Annotated in this window: 13 protein-coding genes; 4 read left to right on the plus strand and 9 right to left on the minus strand. The window is 58.1% G+C overall.

Going from position 1 to position 14,970, the window contains the following annotated elements; genetic code table 11:
• Positions 1-359: 359 nt before the first annotated feature.
• From V2I08_RS19350 to V2I08_RS19390, 9 genes are all read right to left on the minus strand, one after another.
• Positions 360-1,847 carry an efflux transporter outer membrane subunit gene (locus V2I08_RS19350; protein WP_086486326.1) on the minus strand — a complete coding sequence of 496 codons (1,488 nt, stop codon included), beginning with the start codon at positions 1,845-1,847 and terminating at the stop codon, positions 360-362.
• 7 nt (positions 1,848-1,854) lie between these two features.
• Complete coding sequence (locus tag V2I08_RS19355) at positions 1,855-3,360, minus strand: MDR family MFS transporter (RefSeq protein WP_024020661.1); 1,506 nt, start codon at positions 3,358-3,360, stop codon at positions 1,855-1,857.
• Positions 3,361-3,413: 53 nt separating this feature from the next.
• Positions 3,414-4,562, minus strand: a complete 1,149-nt coding sequence (locus V2I08_RS19360; RefSeq protein WP_336960753.1) for an HlyD family secretion protein — start codon at positions 4,560-4,562, stop codon at positions 3,414-3,416.
• Positions 4,563-5,130: 568 nt separating this feature from the next.
• A complete protein-coding gene (locus tag V2I08_RS19365; protein WP_405053679.1) occupies positions 5,131-5,604 on the minus strand; it encodes a hypothetical protein in 474 nt (157 codons plus the stop codon).
• Positions 5,605-5,753: 149 nt separating this feature from the next.
• Positions 5,754-6,332 carry a DUF4142 domain-containing protein gene (locus V2I08_RS19370; RefSeq protein ID WP_235955309.1) on the minus strand — a complete coding sequence of 193 codons (579 nt, stop codon included), beginning with the start codon at positions 6,330-6,332 and terminating at the stop codon, positions 5,754-5,756.
• Positions 6,333-6,733: 401 nt separating this feature from the next.
• Positions 6,734-7,291 (minus strand): ABC-type transport auxiliary lipoprotein family protein, encoded by a 558-nt coding sequence (locus V2I08_RS19375; protein WP_235955281.1) that lies wholly within the window; start codon positions 7,289-7,291, stop codon positions 6,734-6,736.
• Between the two features lie 137 nt (positions 7,292-7,428).
• Positions 7,429-8,358, minus strand: coding sequence for an MlaD family protein (locus tag V2I08_RS19380; protein WP_024020666.1), 930 nt, complete (start codon positions 8,356-8,358; stop codon positions 7,429-7,431).
• A complete protein-coding gene (locus V2I08_RS19385; RefSeq protein ID WP_031309820.1) occupies positions 8,358-9,134 on the minus strand; it encodes an ABC transporter ATP-binding protein in 777 nt (258 codons plus the stop codon). Before V2I08_RS19385 ends, V2I08_RS19380 begins: the two co-directional genes overlap by 1 nt.
• An 8-nt stretch (positions 9,135-9,142) precedes the next feature.
• Entirely contained in the window at positions 9,143-10,252 is a 1,110-nt protein-coding gene (locus V2I08_RS19390; RefSeq protein ID WP_349636438.1) for an ABC transporter permease, read from the minus strand.
• A 330-nt stretch (positions 10,253-10,582) separates the two neighbouring features.
• Between V2I08_RS19390 and V2I08_RS19395 the strand changes: the two genes are divergently transcribed.
• From V2I08_RS19395 to V2I08_RS19410, 4 genes are all read left to right on the plus strand, one after another.
• Positions 10,583-10,969, plus strand: coding sequence for a MarR family winged helix-turn-helix transcriptional regulator (locus V2I08_RS19395; RefSeq protein WP_286863904.1), 387 nt, complete (start codon positions 10,583-10,585; stop codon positions 10,967-10,969).
• The gene (locus tag V2I08_RS19400; RefSeq protein WP_254908111.1) at positions 10,959-12,575 is read left to right on the plus strand and encodes an AarF/ABC1/UbiB kinase family protein; all 1,617 of its coding nucleotides are present in this window, start codon (positions 10,959-10,961) and stop codon (positions 12,573-12,575) included. The genes V2I08_RS19395 and V2I08_RS19400 overlap by 11 nt, the downstream gene beginning before the upstream one ends.
• Before the next feature lie 70 nt (positions 12,576-12,645).
• Entirely contained in the window at positions 12,646-13,587 is a 942-nt protein-coding gene (locus tag V2I08_RS19405) for an MlaD family protein (protein ID WP_336960764.1), read from the plus strand.
• 215 nt (positions 13,588-13,802) lie between these two features.
• Positions 13,803-14,675, plus strand: a complete 873-nt coding sequence (locus tag V2I08_RS19410) for an alpha/beta hydrolase (protein ID WP_349636439.1) — start codon at positions 13,803-13,805, stop codon at positions 14,673-14,675.
• The last annotated feature ends 295 nt before the right edge of the window (positions 14,676-14,970 follow it).

Here is a 14,970-nt window from a genome sequence, read left to right on the forward strand (position 1 = left end):
CGCTGATTATCTCATCCATGCCCGCGCAATGCGCCGGCTACATCCGACCGACAATGCGGCCGCTACCGGAGGCGTACTATTCAATCACACGTCGAGGCCGATAAACTGCTCTATGGTTGTCTCCGGTCCGATGTTGCGTCCGGCTATGCGGTCGTGAATCCGTATTTCATCCTATCTGGGGCAACCCCCGTCAAAGACATCGCAATCGCCCCGGGGCGCGTTACCCCGCGAAACTCTGTATAATCGCAAGGGCCGCAGGATGGATGCCGAACAGGCGGGTTGCCCTGTGCCAAAAGTCATCATTGGCGGTGGGCAGGGCCGCCGATTCTTGTATTGGCAAGTCCGGACAGATACCATCATTATTTGCTCATAAGGGCTGAAGCTTGACTCCCAGCTTCTGTCCATCCCAGTCCAAGCGACTTCTGTATGGCAACATAGCTGGCGGTGAGGGCCGCAACCGCACTGTGCAGGTTTGCCTCTGCAAGCCGCTGCTGGCGGTCAGCCTCAAGAGTGTCGCCTCTCGAAATGACCTGCCGCGCATAGCGCTGCCGCATCAGCGTTGCCGCTTCATCTGCGGACCGCTTGATTTCGGCAAATGCGGCGACGTTTCGCCTTTGCTGTGCAAAGCGCGCAAGCGACGTCTCCGCGTCCTCAAGCGCGCCGAGCACTACCTGCCTATATTGTGCCTCGGCTTCATCCCGACCAGAGCGTGCCTGCGCTATCGCCGCTGACGTTCGTCCAAAATCGAGCAAGCCCCATTGCAGCTGAGGGACGGCGATGTTGGAAATATTGCCCAGATCTACCAGGTCTCCGATGGACGTGCCGCCAATCCCGAGAATCCCCATGAAGCTGATTTTCGGAAAACGAGCTGCTTCCGCGACCCCTATCCGGGAGGTTGTGGCGGCGAGATTGCGCTCCGCAGCGCGGATGTCGGGACGACGGCGCAGGAGCGCCGAAGGGTCTCCGATCGACACCCGCGCAGGGGGGATCGGGATATCGCGCCGTGGCGTCAATAGCGGATCGAGAGATCCCGGCGCTTCACCGGCGAGAACCGCTAGCGCATTCATATATATTTCGATCTCAGCATCGGCCGCGGCGAGATCGCTGATCGTGGCCTGAACCGCGCGGTTCGCTTGGCCGACAGTGAAGGCCGGGATTGTGCCTTGCCCGAAACGCTGCCGGGCTAGGGCGAGTTGCTGGCGCTGAAGGTCGAGACCTCCCCGAAAAGCAGCGGCGCGCTGCTGCCGGTCACGAAGATTGGTATAGGTCTGCGCGACTTCAGCGCTGAGCTGAACCTTTGCGTCTGCAACATTATACGCCGCTGCCGCCGCCAGCGCGTTTGCCGCTTCGATTTTTCGCACCTGCCCGCCCGCGAGATCTATTTCCCAGTTTGCGTTCAGACCAAGGTTGTAGAAACGCAGAGACGTGTCCGCATCCTGGGCGGATGAAGGTGCCGGAACAGGTGTGGGTAGAGTACTTCCTTGACTGGCCTGGAGATCGATCCCGGGAAGATCAGCAAATATGGCCGCGCCCTGAGCACCAGCCGTCGGCAGGCGGTTTGCTCGCTCCTGGCGTACAGACCCACGGGCTTGGCGAAGTCGGGCCTGCACAACATCAATCGAGGGATTTGCGACAAGAGTGCGCCGCTCGAGCTCATCGAGAACCGGATCTTGCAGCGTCGTCCACCATTCGGCGAGTTCGGGCTCGCTGGTCGACGCATCCGCTGGTTGACGAACGAATGTCGGCCGCGGCGCGGCTTGGCCGAGCTCTGGTGGTCCGGAATAGTCCGGGCCGACCACACATCCACCAAGGAGCAGCGGAAGGATGAGACCACTTAACTTTGCCATTACCACCTCAATGCATCGTCAGCGACATCCCCTTGGGGAGCGGGCGAAGGAAAAACACGAACGGAAGCGTTACAAAAGTCGCTACCGCCATCGTCAAGAATATGTCGTTATAGGTCATGACGAACGCCTGCTGCTGAATTGTGCCAGCGAGCGACTGAAGGCCCGCGTCCATATTTCCCAGAGTATGAGACATCCCCGCGATATACTCCTGCACGCTTGGATCGTTTGCCCACAGCGTTTCCTCCATCCGTCGGCTGTGGAGTGACATACGCTGGTCCTGGAACGACGTCAGGGCCGCCAGAGCGAATGAGCCACCGAGGTTTCGCGCAGCATTGAAGATGCCTGAGGCATCTCCAGCATCCTCCTTGCTGACTGAGGTAATGGCGGCCTGGTTCAGAAAGAGCATGACAAAGATCATCCCCACCCCGCGCAGCAGCTGACCGGTAGTAAAGGCTTCGCCTGCGGATTCCACTGTGAGACTGGTGTTCACAAAGCAGCTAGCAGCCATAAGCGCGAGGCCAGCGCCAACGGCCAGCCTGATGTCGACAACCCGCATCAGAAACGGCACGAACGGCATCACAAAGAAGGCAGGAACGCCCATGAGAAAGATGACCTGTCCGGTCTCGAGGGCATTATAGTCGGCGATAAGCGACAGGAACTGCGGGATGACGAAGGTCGATCCGTACATCACCATGCCCAGCGCTAGCGCCATGATAACGACGCTGCCGAACTGTCTGCTCATGACGATTCGCAGCTTAAGGACGGGCTTTGCTGCCCAGATCTGTCCGATCGCCAACATCACAAACCCTGCTACGGTTATAAACGTCAGCCGGATGATAAGCGTCGATTCGAACCAGTCTTCACGGTGCCCCTCCTCGAGCACGATCGTTAGTCCTCCAAGGCCAAGGATCAGGCCTATAATACCCAACCAGTCGGCCTCGCGAAGATAGACCCAATTCGTACGTTCGTGCGGCAGTCCGAGCAACAGGAGCAAGAGGAGTATCCCGCAGACCGGAACATTGACGAAGAAGGCATAGTGCCAGCTCAAATTTTCCGTCAGCCAGCCACCGAGCAAGGGGCCAAGAACGGGTCCCAAGATTACGGTCATTCCGAAAAGGGCCATCCCGATGGGCTGCTGGGGTGGCGGGAGTCGCTTTGCGACAATCGTCATGGCGGTGGGTATCAGCAGCCCTCCCATAAGGCCCTGCCCGGTTCGTCCGATGATCATCGTCATAAGGTCGGTGGCGATGCCGCATAGGATGGAGAACCCGGTAAAGGCAGTCACGGAAATGAGAAGGAGGGTTCTCAGTCCCAAAAGCCGTTCAAGCCAGGCGCTCAGCGGAATGACGACGATCTCGGCAACGAGAAAGGCGGTGGCGATCCACGTTCCCTCAGTGCCGGTTGCTCCGATTTCGCCTTGGATCGTTGGCAGTGCCGAGTTGACGATCGAGATGTCGAGGGTCGCCAGCAGTGCGCCGAGCGAGCCGGCAGCAACAGCGATCCAAGCGGTCAAGTCCGCACGCGCGGAACGAGCTGCGTCTGGAGATGCTGTGACCGTGACCACTGTCAACGCTTCCGGCTTACGGCCTGACGGAGTCGATCCATCTCTCCTCTGGCTGAACGCGTATCGACCGTTACTCCAACCGACATTCCCGGCACAAGGAGCGTGCGCACTTCGAGAGGAGCATCGATTGCAATGCGTACAGGCACGCGCTGTACGATCTTTGTGAAGTTTCCGGTCGCATTCTGGGGGGGGAGCACCGAGAATTGGGCGCCCGTGCCAGGGGCGACACTGGCAATACGCCCGGTCAGTTCGACGCCAGGGAGCGCATCGATTTCGATGCCAACAGGCTGGCCGACGCGCATAAGCCCCAGTTGAGTTTCCTTGAAGTTCGCCTCAATGAACAATCGATCGACAGGAACCAGTGTCATCATGCGTGTGCCGGGCTGCACGAATTGCCCCACACGGACAGCCAGATCGCCCACACGGCCATTGATTGCAGCCTTGAGCACTGTCGATTCGACGTTGACGCGCGCCACCTTGAGTTGGGCACGCGCGGCCTCTGCTTGCGACTGGGCCTGACGCACCTGCGCGCCCAGTGTACCGACTCGCCGTTGCGAGGCGATCAGCGCCGCCTGCGCAGCATTGGTTCGCTCGCGAGCTTGTCGTGCCTGCGTCTGAAGCTGCGCGAAACGCTCCCCTGGCTCAGCGCCTGATGCGGCAAGCGGCTGATATCGCGTAACCTGCTGTGCGGCGAAAGCAGCCTCGGCGCTCGCCGCGTTGAGCTGGGCTTGCGCTTGCGCTATGGCTGCCTGCTGTTCGGAAATCTGAGAGCGCGTCGTATCCCCCGCAGCCGTTGCCGTTTCGATCTGGCTGGTAATCTGTTCGGTCTGCGCCCGATATTCGCGGGGATCGAGTTCAGCCAGAGACTGCCCCTGCCGAACCGTCTGATTCTCGATAACGAACACCCGTTCAACATATCCGGCGATCTTGGGCGCTGTGATGACGGAATCTGCCGCAACATAGGCGTTGTCGGTCACCTGCATGTATCGGCCCCGGTTCTGATGATCCAAGTACCAGACAAAGCCACCGATGAGCAGCAGGATCGCGCCAATGAGCATCGCGAGGCGAACGCGCGGCGATTTAAGCGGCGACACCGCAGATTCGCCGAGGCCCTCAGGATCCGCCGAAACAGTGGCCGACTTGTCCGCCATATAAATTACAATCCCAATGTTGCGCGGTGTGGTTCTGTCTTGCAGCATTAAGGAGTGATCGGCAATTGCATATTATATGGAACCTCAGCATTACGCAGAGATAACCCGCTCCTTGCCCGCCGCCGCTGGACCGGTCCTACACCTAAGCCGCATATCAGGCTGTAGCTCCCCCAATCTTCAAGCAAGAATCAAAAGATACCGAGGAGCGGTTTGCCAGGCTGGTGCACAACACAGAAACTGATGGCGCGTGATGCCGAGCACTCCGACGCGAAAAATTACTTTCCCGATCGGGCGGTCGTTAAGAAGTGAGCCTCGAATTGGTGTCCCGTTTCAATCCCCACAATTGTGGCCTATGGTGATATCAGCCAGGGTCACACGAAAGGTGACCCGGCACTTTGATCGGTTGGGCCGCCGTCACCTTGCCTGGAAGCAATAATATAGATTGTTTCTGGCCCGAGTAGCTTTTCGTTATTCCCGCCCCGGCCCATTACCCTGCAATGCCATAGTTCAAGAGATAATGCGCAGCGTCACACAGAGGCGTCGAATTCAATAGCGTCAGCTTTCGTCGCTAATTTTTGCTCCCCGGACAGCGCCGCGCGAGCGCTGTTCCACGAAGAAAGCCGCGGCGTGCGAAGCCGGCGTCAATCGCTGCCGCCAGGCGTCTTTCGGCCGGAGCTGCGCCCGAAATCTCCCGAACTAAGCCCCGAAACGGTATGATTGTGTTAACAATAGTTTTCCCTCCAGCCTCGGCCAGCCGACCAGCCCTGTTCTCTTTTTTGTTGTTGCCGACCGCAAAATCAGGTCCGAGGACGCTATCGAGCTCCGTAGTTGCGGCCTTGATCTGCGCACAGGATTTCAAGCCGGCGAGACCATATGGATTTTCTTGCGCTCTTTCCAGAATAGCTGGAATTTCGGTTTTGGCCGCGCCAATATCTTTCGCCGGCTGCGTGACGATTTCCCGACCGCGGTCAACTGTCTCATCTTTTCTGGCGGGTTGCTCGGGGGTTTGTGCAAGAGCCGCCATGGCAAAAACAAGTATCATCATCCGCCCAATATCCTGAAGACAAGGTTGAAAGCATAAACACGACCGCTGTGGGGTTCGCTGTTACCTCGCTTGAAATAACAGCGGCTGCCCGCCAGGGCATGACGATCACATTGAGTGGCGCCCGTGAAGAACGGGCGCCACTATGATCATTGACCGCCGGTCAATGCTGAAGGAAGAAGTGCCTTCCCATTGGTGAGTTCTTGCTCAAGTGTGGGAACGGCGGTTCCCGCGACTTGCTTCAAGGCTGGGTCGGTGCCGTCTTGCGCATAGCCTTTGTTGATGGCCCATGCCGCCTGTAGTACCTGGGCGGACTGGGATAGATAAAGATTATCGAAGCTGCCGCGCGGCGTCTTCTGGAGCAGCTTCACGAGTGCGGCTCTGTCGGAGGAAAGCGATGACGATGGCGCTTTTATTGTCCGCTGATCGTTGCGCAGCGCGGCCATGAGTGCTTTCTGCGCGATTTGCGCTTCGGTCTGAACACGTTTGGCAAAAGCCTTCACATCGTCACGCTGAGCCTTGGTCACGGCGAACTGCGCTGCTTTTATTTGATAGAGGTTCGCATCCGATGCAGCCATCACAAAGGCTGGCTCATTCTGTCCAGCTATCGGTGTTGTGCCGGTATCCATGCTCGACATTGAACCTGTGTTTGTTGGTGAAACAGCTTGGGCGAGAGCCCCTGAACCTGAAAGCGCTAGCGCGCCCGCGGCCATAATGACTTTCAGCATAATACCTTCTCCGTAGAATAGATTTCGAGCGGTCAAGTGGCCGCATCACGTTAAGCGTGACGACGTCGTAACGATGCTGTTGGATAATCGTTCCACCATCGCCCGCATTGCATAAATTAAATTGTCAAATGAGTGTCACTTAAATCGACAGCGGACTGCATTTCATAATCCGATAGCAATATTAATCATTGCGAGATTTGACTTATCACATGGTCGATATGCTATCGCTTATTAAGACGTAGAATCCGGGATTATACTATCTTGCTTACTCTGGCTCCGATCGGGTCAGCCCTTCAGATAAAAACAAAAACTCGTAGATACCTACGAAGCTATCTGGCGCATGGCGATTTTGTACATGCTTTCGCGCCCTAAGATTGTAGAGATCGGCGACAAGTTCATGATCAATTTATCCCCTGCTTGCGTTCCATTCGATCCTTCGATGTATCAAGCGCGCGCTCCGTGGAATGCTTCCGCGCTGCTTGCGCGGACCAATCCGTCAATTCTGTGGTTGAGCGAGCTACTGCACGATCGAAAGCGGCGACTATCCCGCTCGTGGTATTTGCGGACGCTGGCTCCTGCACCAAGAAGCGCTTGGCCTCAACGGGACGACGATCAGTAAGGTCAAACAGGGTTGCATCGCCTTCGATAATGACAGTGGGCGGTGCTTTTTCACCCCCATCTAGGGCATACCGTGCTTCGAATCGCTCGATATCAATCTGCAGCGCATGCGATGCCCCGGTGGCATTTCTGACGCCCGTCAGGCGCACGTCAGGTGCCCGCGCCGCATATTGACGCATCAGCGCCTGGGTGAAAAGATCGGGGACCGGCGCCACCCAACGAACCCCCTTAAGGTAGAGCGCACGTTCCCCCCGCGTGGTGAGCATGCGATCGCCCTCTACCTCCTGCGAGAACCGGGGGCGAAGCAGAGATACAGAGCGAGTCGGGAGCGCACCCTGCATCCCGGTGACGGACGTGGGCTCAACCACGCCAAACCTGAAAAGGTCAGCGCGCTCGCCGCCGCCTAGCAGGTTTCCACAGCTACCCAGCAGCAAGGCGCTCGACAGAAGTGCAAAAGTCCGATTCCTGGTTGATAATGTCACTTAGGCAACTCCAGTTCAGCACCCCGGCTTTTGGCCAGAGCTTCGCGGGGACTTTGTCGGATCCCGCGAATTAGCCCGTCCAGCGATTCAGCTGTTTCTTGCAAGGTCAGCATGGTCGCATTGATATTAGGGATCGTGGTCGTACCGATATCGGCGCTTTGCGTGTCGAGTTTGGCGATCACGCCGCGAGCCTCATGAACTGCCGATTTGAGTTCGTTTGCCGCCTGGGAGATATCGGCGAAGGCGCGCTTGCCATCGCCATCGGCAATCTGCCGAACGGCCGAGGCCGCGCCCTGAATATCGTCAGCCGCCCGATCCAGTTTGGCGAGCGCGGAACCGGCATGGGCGAACATGGTCCGATTGGCCGCCAGTTCCGCCGTAGTCATTCGGACATCGCGAATGGCACCGCCGATGTTGGCGATATTACGATCAGAAAGGACCTTGTTCACACGGCTCAGTGCCTCGGTCGCGCTTGCCACCACCTGTCCTCCGCCTTGCAGCAATGAAGACATAGCGTTGGGCTTGCTGGCGATGACAGGCCGCTTACCGTGATCATTGGTCTTGAGCAGCGGCTTGCTCGGCGTGCCCGCGCTGATTTGCACGATGCTGACCCCTGAGATGCCCTGACTTTCAGAGGATGCGACCGAATCTTCGCGCACCGGTGTCCCGCGCGTCAGTTCGATATCCGTGATCACACGGTTGGGGTCGCGCTGGTCGAGGCGGATTCCGCCGATTTCCCCGACCTTGATGCCGTTGAACTGCACTTCGCCTCCAACGCTTAAACCTCTGACTGGCCCATGAAACACGATCTGGTAAGAATCACTTCCTTTGGCCGAACCGCCGAGCCAGACCACAAAAACAAGCGTGGCGATAAGCAACGCGATGGAGGCGGCGCCTACCAGAGCATAGTTGGCATGGCGTTCCATCAGCTTTCTTTCTCTTTTTTCGCGGCACGGCCGCGCGGTCCCAGAAGATAGCTCCGGATCCACGGGTGATCTGACCGTTCAAGTTCTTTGATCGTTGCAACAGCGGCGATTTTCTTGTCAGCGACAACCGCAACGCGGTCGCAAATCGCGTACAGAGTATCGAGGTCGTGGGTTATTATGAACACGGTGAAGCCAAGAGCATCCCGCAATGTTCTGATAAGATCATCGAATTCGGCTGCAGCAATTGGATCGAGGCCGGCAGTCGGCTCGTCGAGAAAGAGGATATCAGGATCCAGCGCGATTGCGCGGGCTACCCCCGCGCGCTTGCGCATTCCGCCAGATAGCTCGGCAGGCTTCAAGCAGCCTGCATCTTCCGGCAAACCAGCAAGCTTGATCTTCAGCCTTGCAAGATCGTGCACATACTCACGTGTAAGTTTCGTATGTTCCAGAAGTGGCGCCTCGACATTTTCTTGTACGGTGAGAAAGGAGAATAATGCGCCTTGCTGGAACATCACCCCAATCCGACGCTCGACTTCACTGTGCGCTTGCGGATCGCGGATGTCCTGCCCGAATATCTCGACGGATCCGCCATCGGGCTGCTTGAGGCCCAGGATGGTGTTGAGCAGCACCGACTTACCGGAACCCGATCCGCCAACCACACCCAATATCTCACCGCGCTTGACCTCAAGGCCGAGATCCTCATGGATGACCTTGTCGCCAAAAGCCGTGCGCAGGCCTTTGACGCGAATGGGCACGTCTTCGGCATCGGTTTCCACAAGCGCCCTCACAGATCGAGCGCCATGAAGATAACCGCGAAAATCGCATCGAACATAATGACCATGAAGATTGACTGGACGACCGCGGACGTCACATTTTGACCAAGGCTTTGGACGTCGCCGCCGACCATAAGGCCATGCCGACAGCCCGCAGCAGCGATGATCAGAGCCAGAAACGGCGCTTTGCACATGCCTATCCAGAAATGCTTAATGTCCACCGTTTCGAGCGTACGCTGGATGAAGAAGACCGGGCTGATATCAATCGTCACCCAACTGACCAAGAGTCCGCCAGCAAGACCGCCGATATCCGCGCAGAAGGTCATAAGAGGCATCATGAGAAGCGCGGCTAAGATGCGCGGGATTACCAGCGCATCGAAGCGGTCCACGCCCATAACCTGCATCGCATCGGTTTCCTGGTTCATCCGCATCGAACCGATCTGAGCGGCAAAGGAAGATGCGGAACGTCCAGACAGAAGGATGGCAGTGATCACCACGCCGAACTCGCGCAGGATGGCCACGCCCACCAACTGGATCGTGAACACCTCAACGCCAAGCGTTGTCAAAAGGTTGGTGCCAACGAGCGCAATGACCGCGCCGATGAAGAAGGTCATGATAAAAACTATCGGAAGCCCATTAATGCCCGCGTCCTGCATAAACGCGACAAGCGGCGTCATGCGCAGTCGGCGAGGATTGCCAAGCGTACGGCCGAGCGCGACAATAAGCTCTCCAGTGAACACCAGCATCTGGTAGGCGTCATCGGCGATCCCGACTACCTGACGGCCGAAGCGCTCGAAAAATCCCAGAACACCAGTGACGCCAGCCTTACCGGCCGTATCTTGTTCAAGGGCAGGTCGAACAAGGTCTATCAGCCTTTGCAAATCCTCTCTTTCGCCAAAGTCTATATCGGCGTCTGGAGCCATGGACCGCAAAAGCAGGAGGGCACCGGCAGTGTCGATCCGCCCCAGAGCAGAAAGATCGAGACGCTGCACGTCTAGACTCCTGGCCGCCTGGGCACCCAGGCGCCCTGCCGCATCGCCCAAAGCAAGCGAAGTCCAGTCACCGCTCACATGCAGAGTCGGGCCGCCACCCTCGTCAATATGCCAATCTGCCGCGATCATCGCACTAGCAGCATGGGAATTGAGCAGCGGACGATTTCGGCTCCTGCTGGCATCAACGCCACGCAGCGCATATCTTGAACCTTGGCATGGTCAAGCATTGGGGTCTCACGATGATGATCGAGCAATGGCACGCCATGGGCCAAGAGGTGCCAGCTTCGTCGCAGTCATAACTTTATCCTCTCCCCTTGCCATGCCATCGAAGATTGAGCAAGGACATAACATATGGAACCTCAGGAAGTTCATTTGCGCGCACTCGCGACGGCCTTTGGCTGGACCTGGTACAGAATGCGGCGGCTGATCGACACGCACCTTGCGTCCCAAGGAGCATCGATGGCCCGTCTTAAGCTGCTGGTATATCTCGCCGAGCAACCCAGCCGCTCAACCGATATTGCAAGCTTCTTCGATCAGGCCCCGCGCACGGTAACCCAGGCGATTGACTGGTTGGAGCAGAATGATCTGGTCACGCGCTCGCCCGTTGAAGAGGACCGTCGTGTAAAGCTCGTGGAAATCACGGACGCAGGCAGGGCGATGCTGGAGCAGGCCCTGCCACTCTACGATGGCATTGTGGCGAAGACCTTCGGCAGCTTGACCGCGGAAGAACTGGAAGCATTGGATAGGGCGATCCTTCACCTCGACAAGGTCGTGGATCAACTCGAAACGCAAGCTGGCTTCCGCCGAGGTCGCGTCCCCACGCTCAAGGCACATAATGATGGCTGATCCTCATTTGATGGACGGGCCTGAAGCGGTCGCATTGAAGGAGCGGGAGCGGTTCGCACAAATCCTGCTTCTGTTCGGGCGACACGGCCTCAAGGGAATGGCCTCCCGGCTAGGTCTCAGACTGGGTGGTGAGGAACCATTTGATAGCGCTCGACCAGAAGCAGTCGTTGCGCTGCTGCAAGATATCGGTCCTGCAGCGGTCAAGTTCGGGCAGATTCTTGCAATGCGAAGTGATCTGCTGGAGCCCGATTGGATCGATGCGCTTTCGAAACTTCAGGACCGGGTTCCGCCGCTGCCGTTCGCCACCGTGCGACCACTTATCGAAGAGGCGATCGGCGGAACTGTGGAAAGCTATTTCGCCTCCTTTGAAGACGAAGCGATTGCGGCCGGCTCGATCGCTCAGGTCCATGCAGCAACGCTGCTCGACGGCAGGGACGTTATCGTCAAGGTCCGTCGTCCCGGGATCGAGCGGATTGTCGACGCCGACCTTCGGCTGCTGCGCCGCGTCGCCCGGATCGCAGAGCGCCGCATCCCCGAGATCGCGCGACTAAAGCCGGACGAACTGCTGCGCCACTTCGCTGAAAGTATCGATCGGGAAATGGACCTTGGCGCGGAAGCTCGCGCCAGCGATACGATCGGAGAGTATCTCAAAGCTTTCGGCGTGCGAACGGCTCGCTTTGACTGGGAGTTGTCCGGCAGGCGTGTCAACATACAGGAGCGGTTTCGAGGCGTTCCGGCAAGCAATCTGGAGGCGGCGCGGCAAAGCGACCTTGATCTCATTAGCCTCGCCAGCACCTATGCGCAGGCGATCCTCCACATGATCGTCATCAATGGTCATTTCCACGCCGATCCCCACCCCGGCAACGTCTTTTTCCTGGAGGACGGAACGCTGGGGCTTATCGACTTCGGAGCGGTGGGGACGCTTCTGCCGCGACGCCGGGAAGAATTGGTACGGCTTGGCCTGGCGATCGCGGCGGAGGACACAGGCGGGGTCGTCGATATTCTGCTGCTTTGGGCGGGCGACCCTGATGTTGACCGTGTCAGGCTGGAAGAGGCCCTGGCCGAACTGATCAACCGTTTCAGCAATGTTCTGCTCGAGCAAATTGACCTTACCGACATTTTCCAAATCGTCTTTGCGATACTGCGCGACTTTCATCTCGCGCTCCCGCCCGATCTGGCACTGGTGCTCCGGACGCTGCTCACGGCAGAGGGATTTGTCCGGCGCATCGATCCGACATTCGACATCACTCGAGAACTGGCTCCGCTGGCAAAGGAACTGATGCGCGAGCGAACGAGTCCGGCGCGATTGCGTGGCGAAGCGGGCAAGCTGTTTGCAGCGCTTGGAAGAGCCGCCTTGTCAACGCCGAGCCTGGTGGGACAGATCGAGAGAGTTGCGCGTACCGGATCGATCACCGTCAGTATCGCACCCAGGGATCTTGAACGATTGCGCGGCGATGAGCGCAACAGCAGAGCCACTCCCCAGCTCTACCCCGCAGCATTGGGAATATGTGCTGCAATCCTTTTCGCCTCGGAACCGATCATCGCCGGGCTGCTGTCGGTGCTTTCCATTGCCCTGGCAATTGGCGAACGAGTGAAGCGGCGGTGATCACGTTCCAAATCTCGCGAAAATTAAAAGCTCATTTGTCGCGCTACCGGCTCCAGGATTTCTAGGTCACATGGAAACGCGTTCGAACTGGTTGAAGGTGAGCCTTGTTGTCGGCCTGCTCATAACCGCCGTCATTGGGTTCACCCTGTGGCTCATCCAGTCACGTGAGGCTGACGGGGCCACGTATGAGGTGCAGTTTAAACAATCGGTCGACGGCGTTCAAATCGGATCGGGCGTCAACCTTCTTGGTGTTCCCGTTGGGAAAGTAACCCAGGTCCGGCTCCAACCTTCAAATCCGGATACGGTCGTGGTCCGGTTCGTCCTTACCAAGGACATCTTACTCCATCGAGGCGTGACAGCGTCGGTCGATAAATCATTCTTCGATGGATCGGCAGAGATAAGCCTGGCGGGAAGCAACAAGCGTGAACCGGCACTTACAGTTCAAGCGGGACAGCCATTCCCGCTTGTACCAGTGAAGACCGGCGGCCTCCTCAGCGGCGACCTCAATCCAGGCGAGATGATCGCCAAGATATCGTCAGGTGCCGAGAGCATCGCAAAGAAGCTGGACCCTGCCGGTCAGCGATCCATCGAGGAACGTCTTGGCCAACTCGCGCTGCGCTCGCGGAACTGGAAAAGCGATGTCAGTCAAATCGCGGGGGAGGCCCTGCAGGAAGACAGGATCCATTCTCTAGGGAATGTAATGGCTCGGGCGGGAGACGACGCGGAGAGGCTTCGCCTGAGGCTCGAGGCATCGCGGGGCGGTCTTCGCGACAGCCTCGGCCGGCCCTTGCATGATGCCGAAGGCAAGGCCCGGTCTCTGGGCCTATCCATTGCACACGCACGGCCCCGGATCAGGCAATTGGAAGGGGATGCGCAACAAATCGCCGAAACCGCCCGCTCCGTTCGCGAACCAGTTCGACGCGTGGGCGATGCGGCCAAGAAGATTGACCGGGAAGGCTTGGGATCTCCCAAACTACCTGACTACCGGCCCACGACTGAGGAACGGAAATAGATGATCGCGATCGACCGCTCAGGAACGGACCAACCCTCGTCTTCATGCACAGGCGCGCAATCAGCTTCTGTGAAGCACGAACTCAGGACGATAGAACAACCCTCTCAATTCTTCGCGCGTGTGTGGATGCAACGTCCTGAAGTGGCGCAAAGGCAAAGCCAAAAATGGACTAAGGGGTTTATCTTCAATCGGGCCTGCAGGATCGAGACTGGTGGATGACCGGGAAGAATTGCAAAATCGATGGAGCCGCTGGTATCAGCCTGGCTGCTGAAGTGAAGGGCGAATGCAGGGCGATGCCCGTCTTGCTTGCCCACGGGGCGGGTCAGACTCGCCGCGCCTGGAAGCGGGTAGTGCAAGATCTGGTCGAGGCGGGGTTTCGCGCTATCGCTATAGACATGCGTGGGCATGGCGATAGCGACTGGTCGAGCGCAGGTGCGTATGACGTGCGCGACTTTGCGGCCGATCTCGTCGCGGTAGCATCAGGAATGGATCGCAAACCGGCTCTGGTAGGCGCCTCCCTCGGCGGCCTTGCCGGAATGATAGCCGAAGGAGACCTCGCCCCAGGCAGCTTCGCATCGCTCACTCTTGTAGATATAGCCCCGCGTATCGAGCCGGGCGGCGTGATGCGGGTGGTCAGCTTCATGCAAGAACATGTCGAGACTGGCTTTTCGTCTCCGGAAGAAGCTGCACAAGTCATTGCGCGCTACATGCCACATCGTCGCAAGCGCAGAGCGGGTGGTGGCCTACGGCACTATCTCCGGCAGAAAGAGGATGGCCGCTATTACTGGCACTGGGATCCAGCATTTATTCGCAATATGGTGGCTGCACATTGCAGCGACACCGCGCATCAGGAGCAGCAAGTCAATATATTATACAAGGCTGCCGCTAATTTGACGCTACCGCTGCATCTGATCAGGGGCGGATCCAGTGATCTTGTCTCGGAAGGCGCTGTCGAACATCTGCGCGAACTGGCACCGCATGCTGAATATACCGATATTATCGATGCCACGCATATGGTCGCAGGCGATGCAAACGACGCCTTTTCTGCCGCAATTCTCGGCTTTTTAGGGCGCCAGTCCACCTCCTAGAGGGACGAGCATGGGAGAAGAGATTTTGCTCCTGATCATCGAGGGTCGGACGACTTGCTGTGCAGAGCGCCATACATTGGTGGGTTTGCCTAAGATGACACTCGGTAACTGGCTGCTGCCTCGCTCACTGGACGTAAGCACGGACAGAACCCGGCCTTGTGCGGATCGGGACAGGGGTGAATTTCGCGGGGCACATGGAGGCCTTGCGAGTGGATATCGAGCAGTCAAACGAGATGGGGTGGTTGCCGCCCTCCCCAGACGGCACTGAGATGTGCCAGGATAGTGGAATTAGGAC

The organism is Sphingobium sp. MK2, assembly GCF_040170545.1.
Classification (GTDB): domain Bacteria; phylum Pseudomonadota; class Alphaproteobacteria; order Sphingomonadales; family Sphingomonadaceae; genus Sphingobium.

Excerpts from the sequence above, each read along its gene's own strand:
- V2I08_RS19370 (WP_235955309.1), bottom strand. The coding sequence starts at position 6,332 with ATGCTGAAAGTCATTATGGCCGCGGGCGCGCTAGCGCTTTCAGGTTCA.
- V2I08_RS19365 (WP_405053679.1), bottom strand. The coding sequence starts at position 5,604 with ATGATACTTGTTTTTGCCATGGCGGCTCTTGCACAAACCCCCGAGCAA.
- V2I08_RS19405 (WP_336960764.1), top strand. The coding sequence starts at position 12,646 with ATGGAAACGCGTTCGAACTGGTTGAAGGTGAGCCTTGTTGTCGGCCTG.
- V2I08_RS19395 (WP_286863904.1), top strand. The coding sequence starts at position 10,583 with ATGGCCCGTCTTAAGCTGCTGGTATATCTCGCCGAGCAACCCAGCCGC.
- V2I08_RS19375 (WP_235955281.1), bottom strand. The coding sequence starts at position 7,291 with ATGCAGGGTGCGCTCCCGACTCGCTCTGTATCTCTGCTTCGCCCCCGG.
- V2I08_RS19380 (WP_024020666.1), bottom strand. The coding sequence starts at position 8,358 with ATGGAACGCCATGCCAACTATGCTCTGGTAGGCGCCGCCTCCATCGCG.
- V2I08_RS19410 (WP_349636439.1), top strand. The coding sequence starts at position 13,803 with ATGACCGGGAAGAATTGCAAAATCGATGGAGCCGCTGGTATCAGCCTG.
- V2I08_RS19350 (WP_086486326.1), bottom strand. The coding sequence starts at position 1,847 with ATGGCAAAGTTAAGTGGTCTCATCCTTCCGCTGCTCCTTGGTGGATGT.
- V2I08_RS19390 (WP_349636438.1), bottom strand. The coding sequence starts at position 10,252 with ATGATCGCGGCAGATTGGCATATTGACGAGGGTGGCGGCCCGACTCTG.
- V2I08_RS19360 (WP_336960753.1), bottom strand. The coding sequence starts at position 4,562 with ATGGCGGACAAGTCGGCCACTGTTTCGGCGGATCCTGAGGGCCTCGGC.
- V2I08_RS19400 (WP_254908111.1), top strand. The coding sequence starts at position 10,959 with ATGATGGCTGATCCTCATTTGATGGACGGGCCTGAAGCGGTCGCATTG.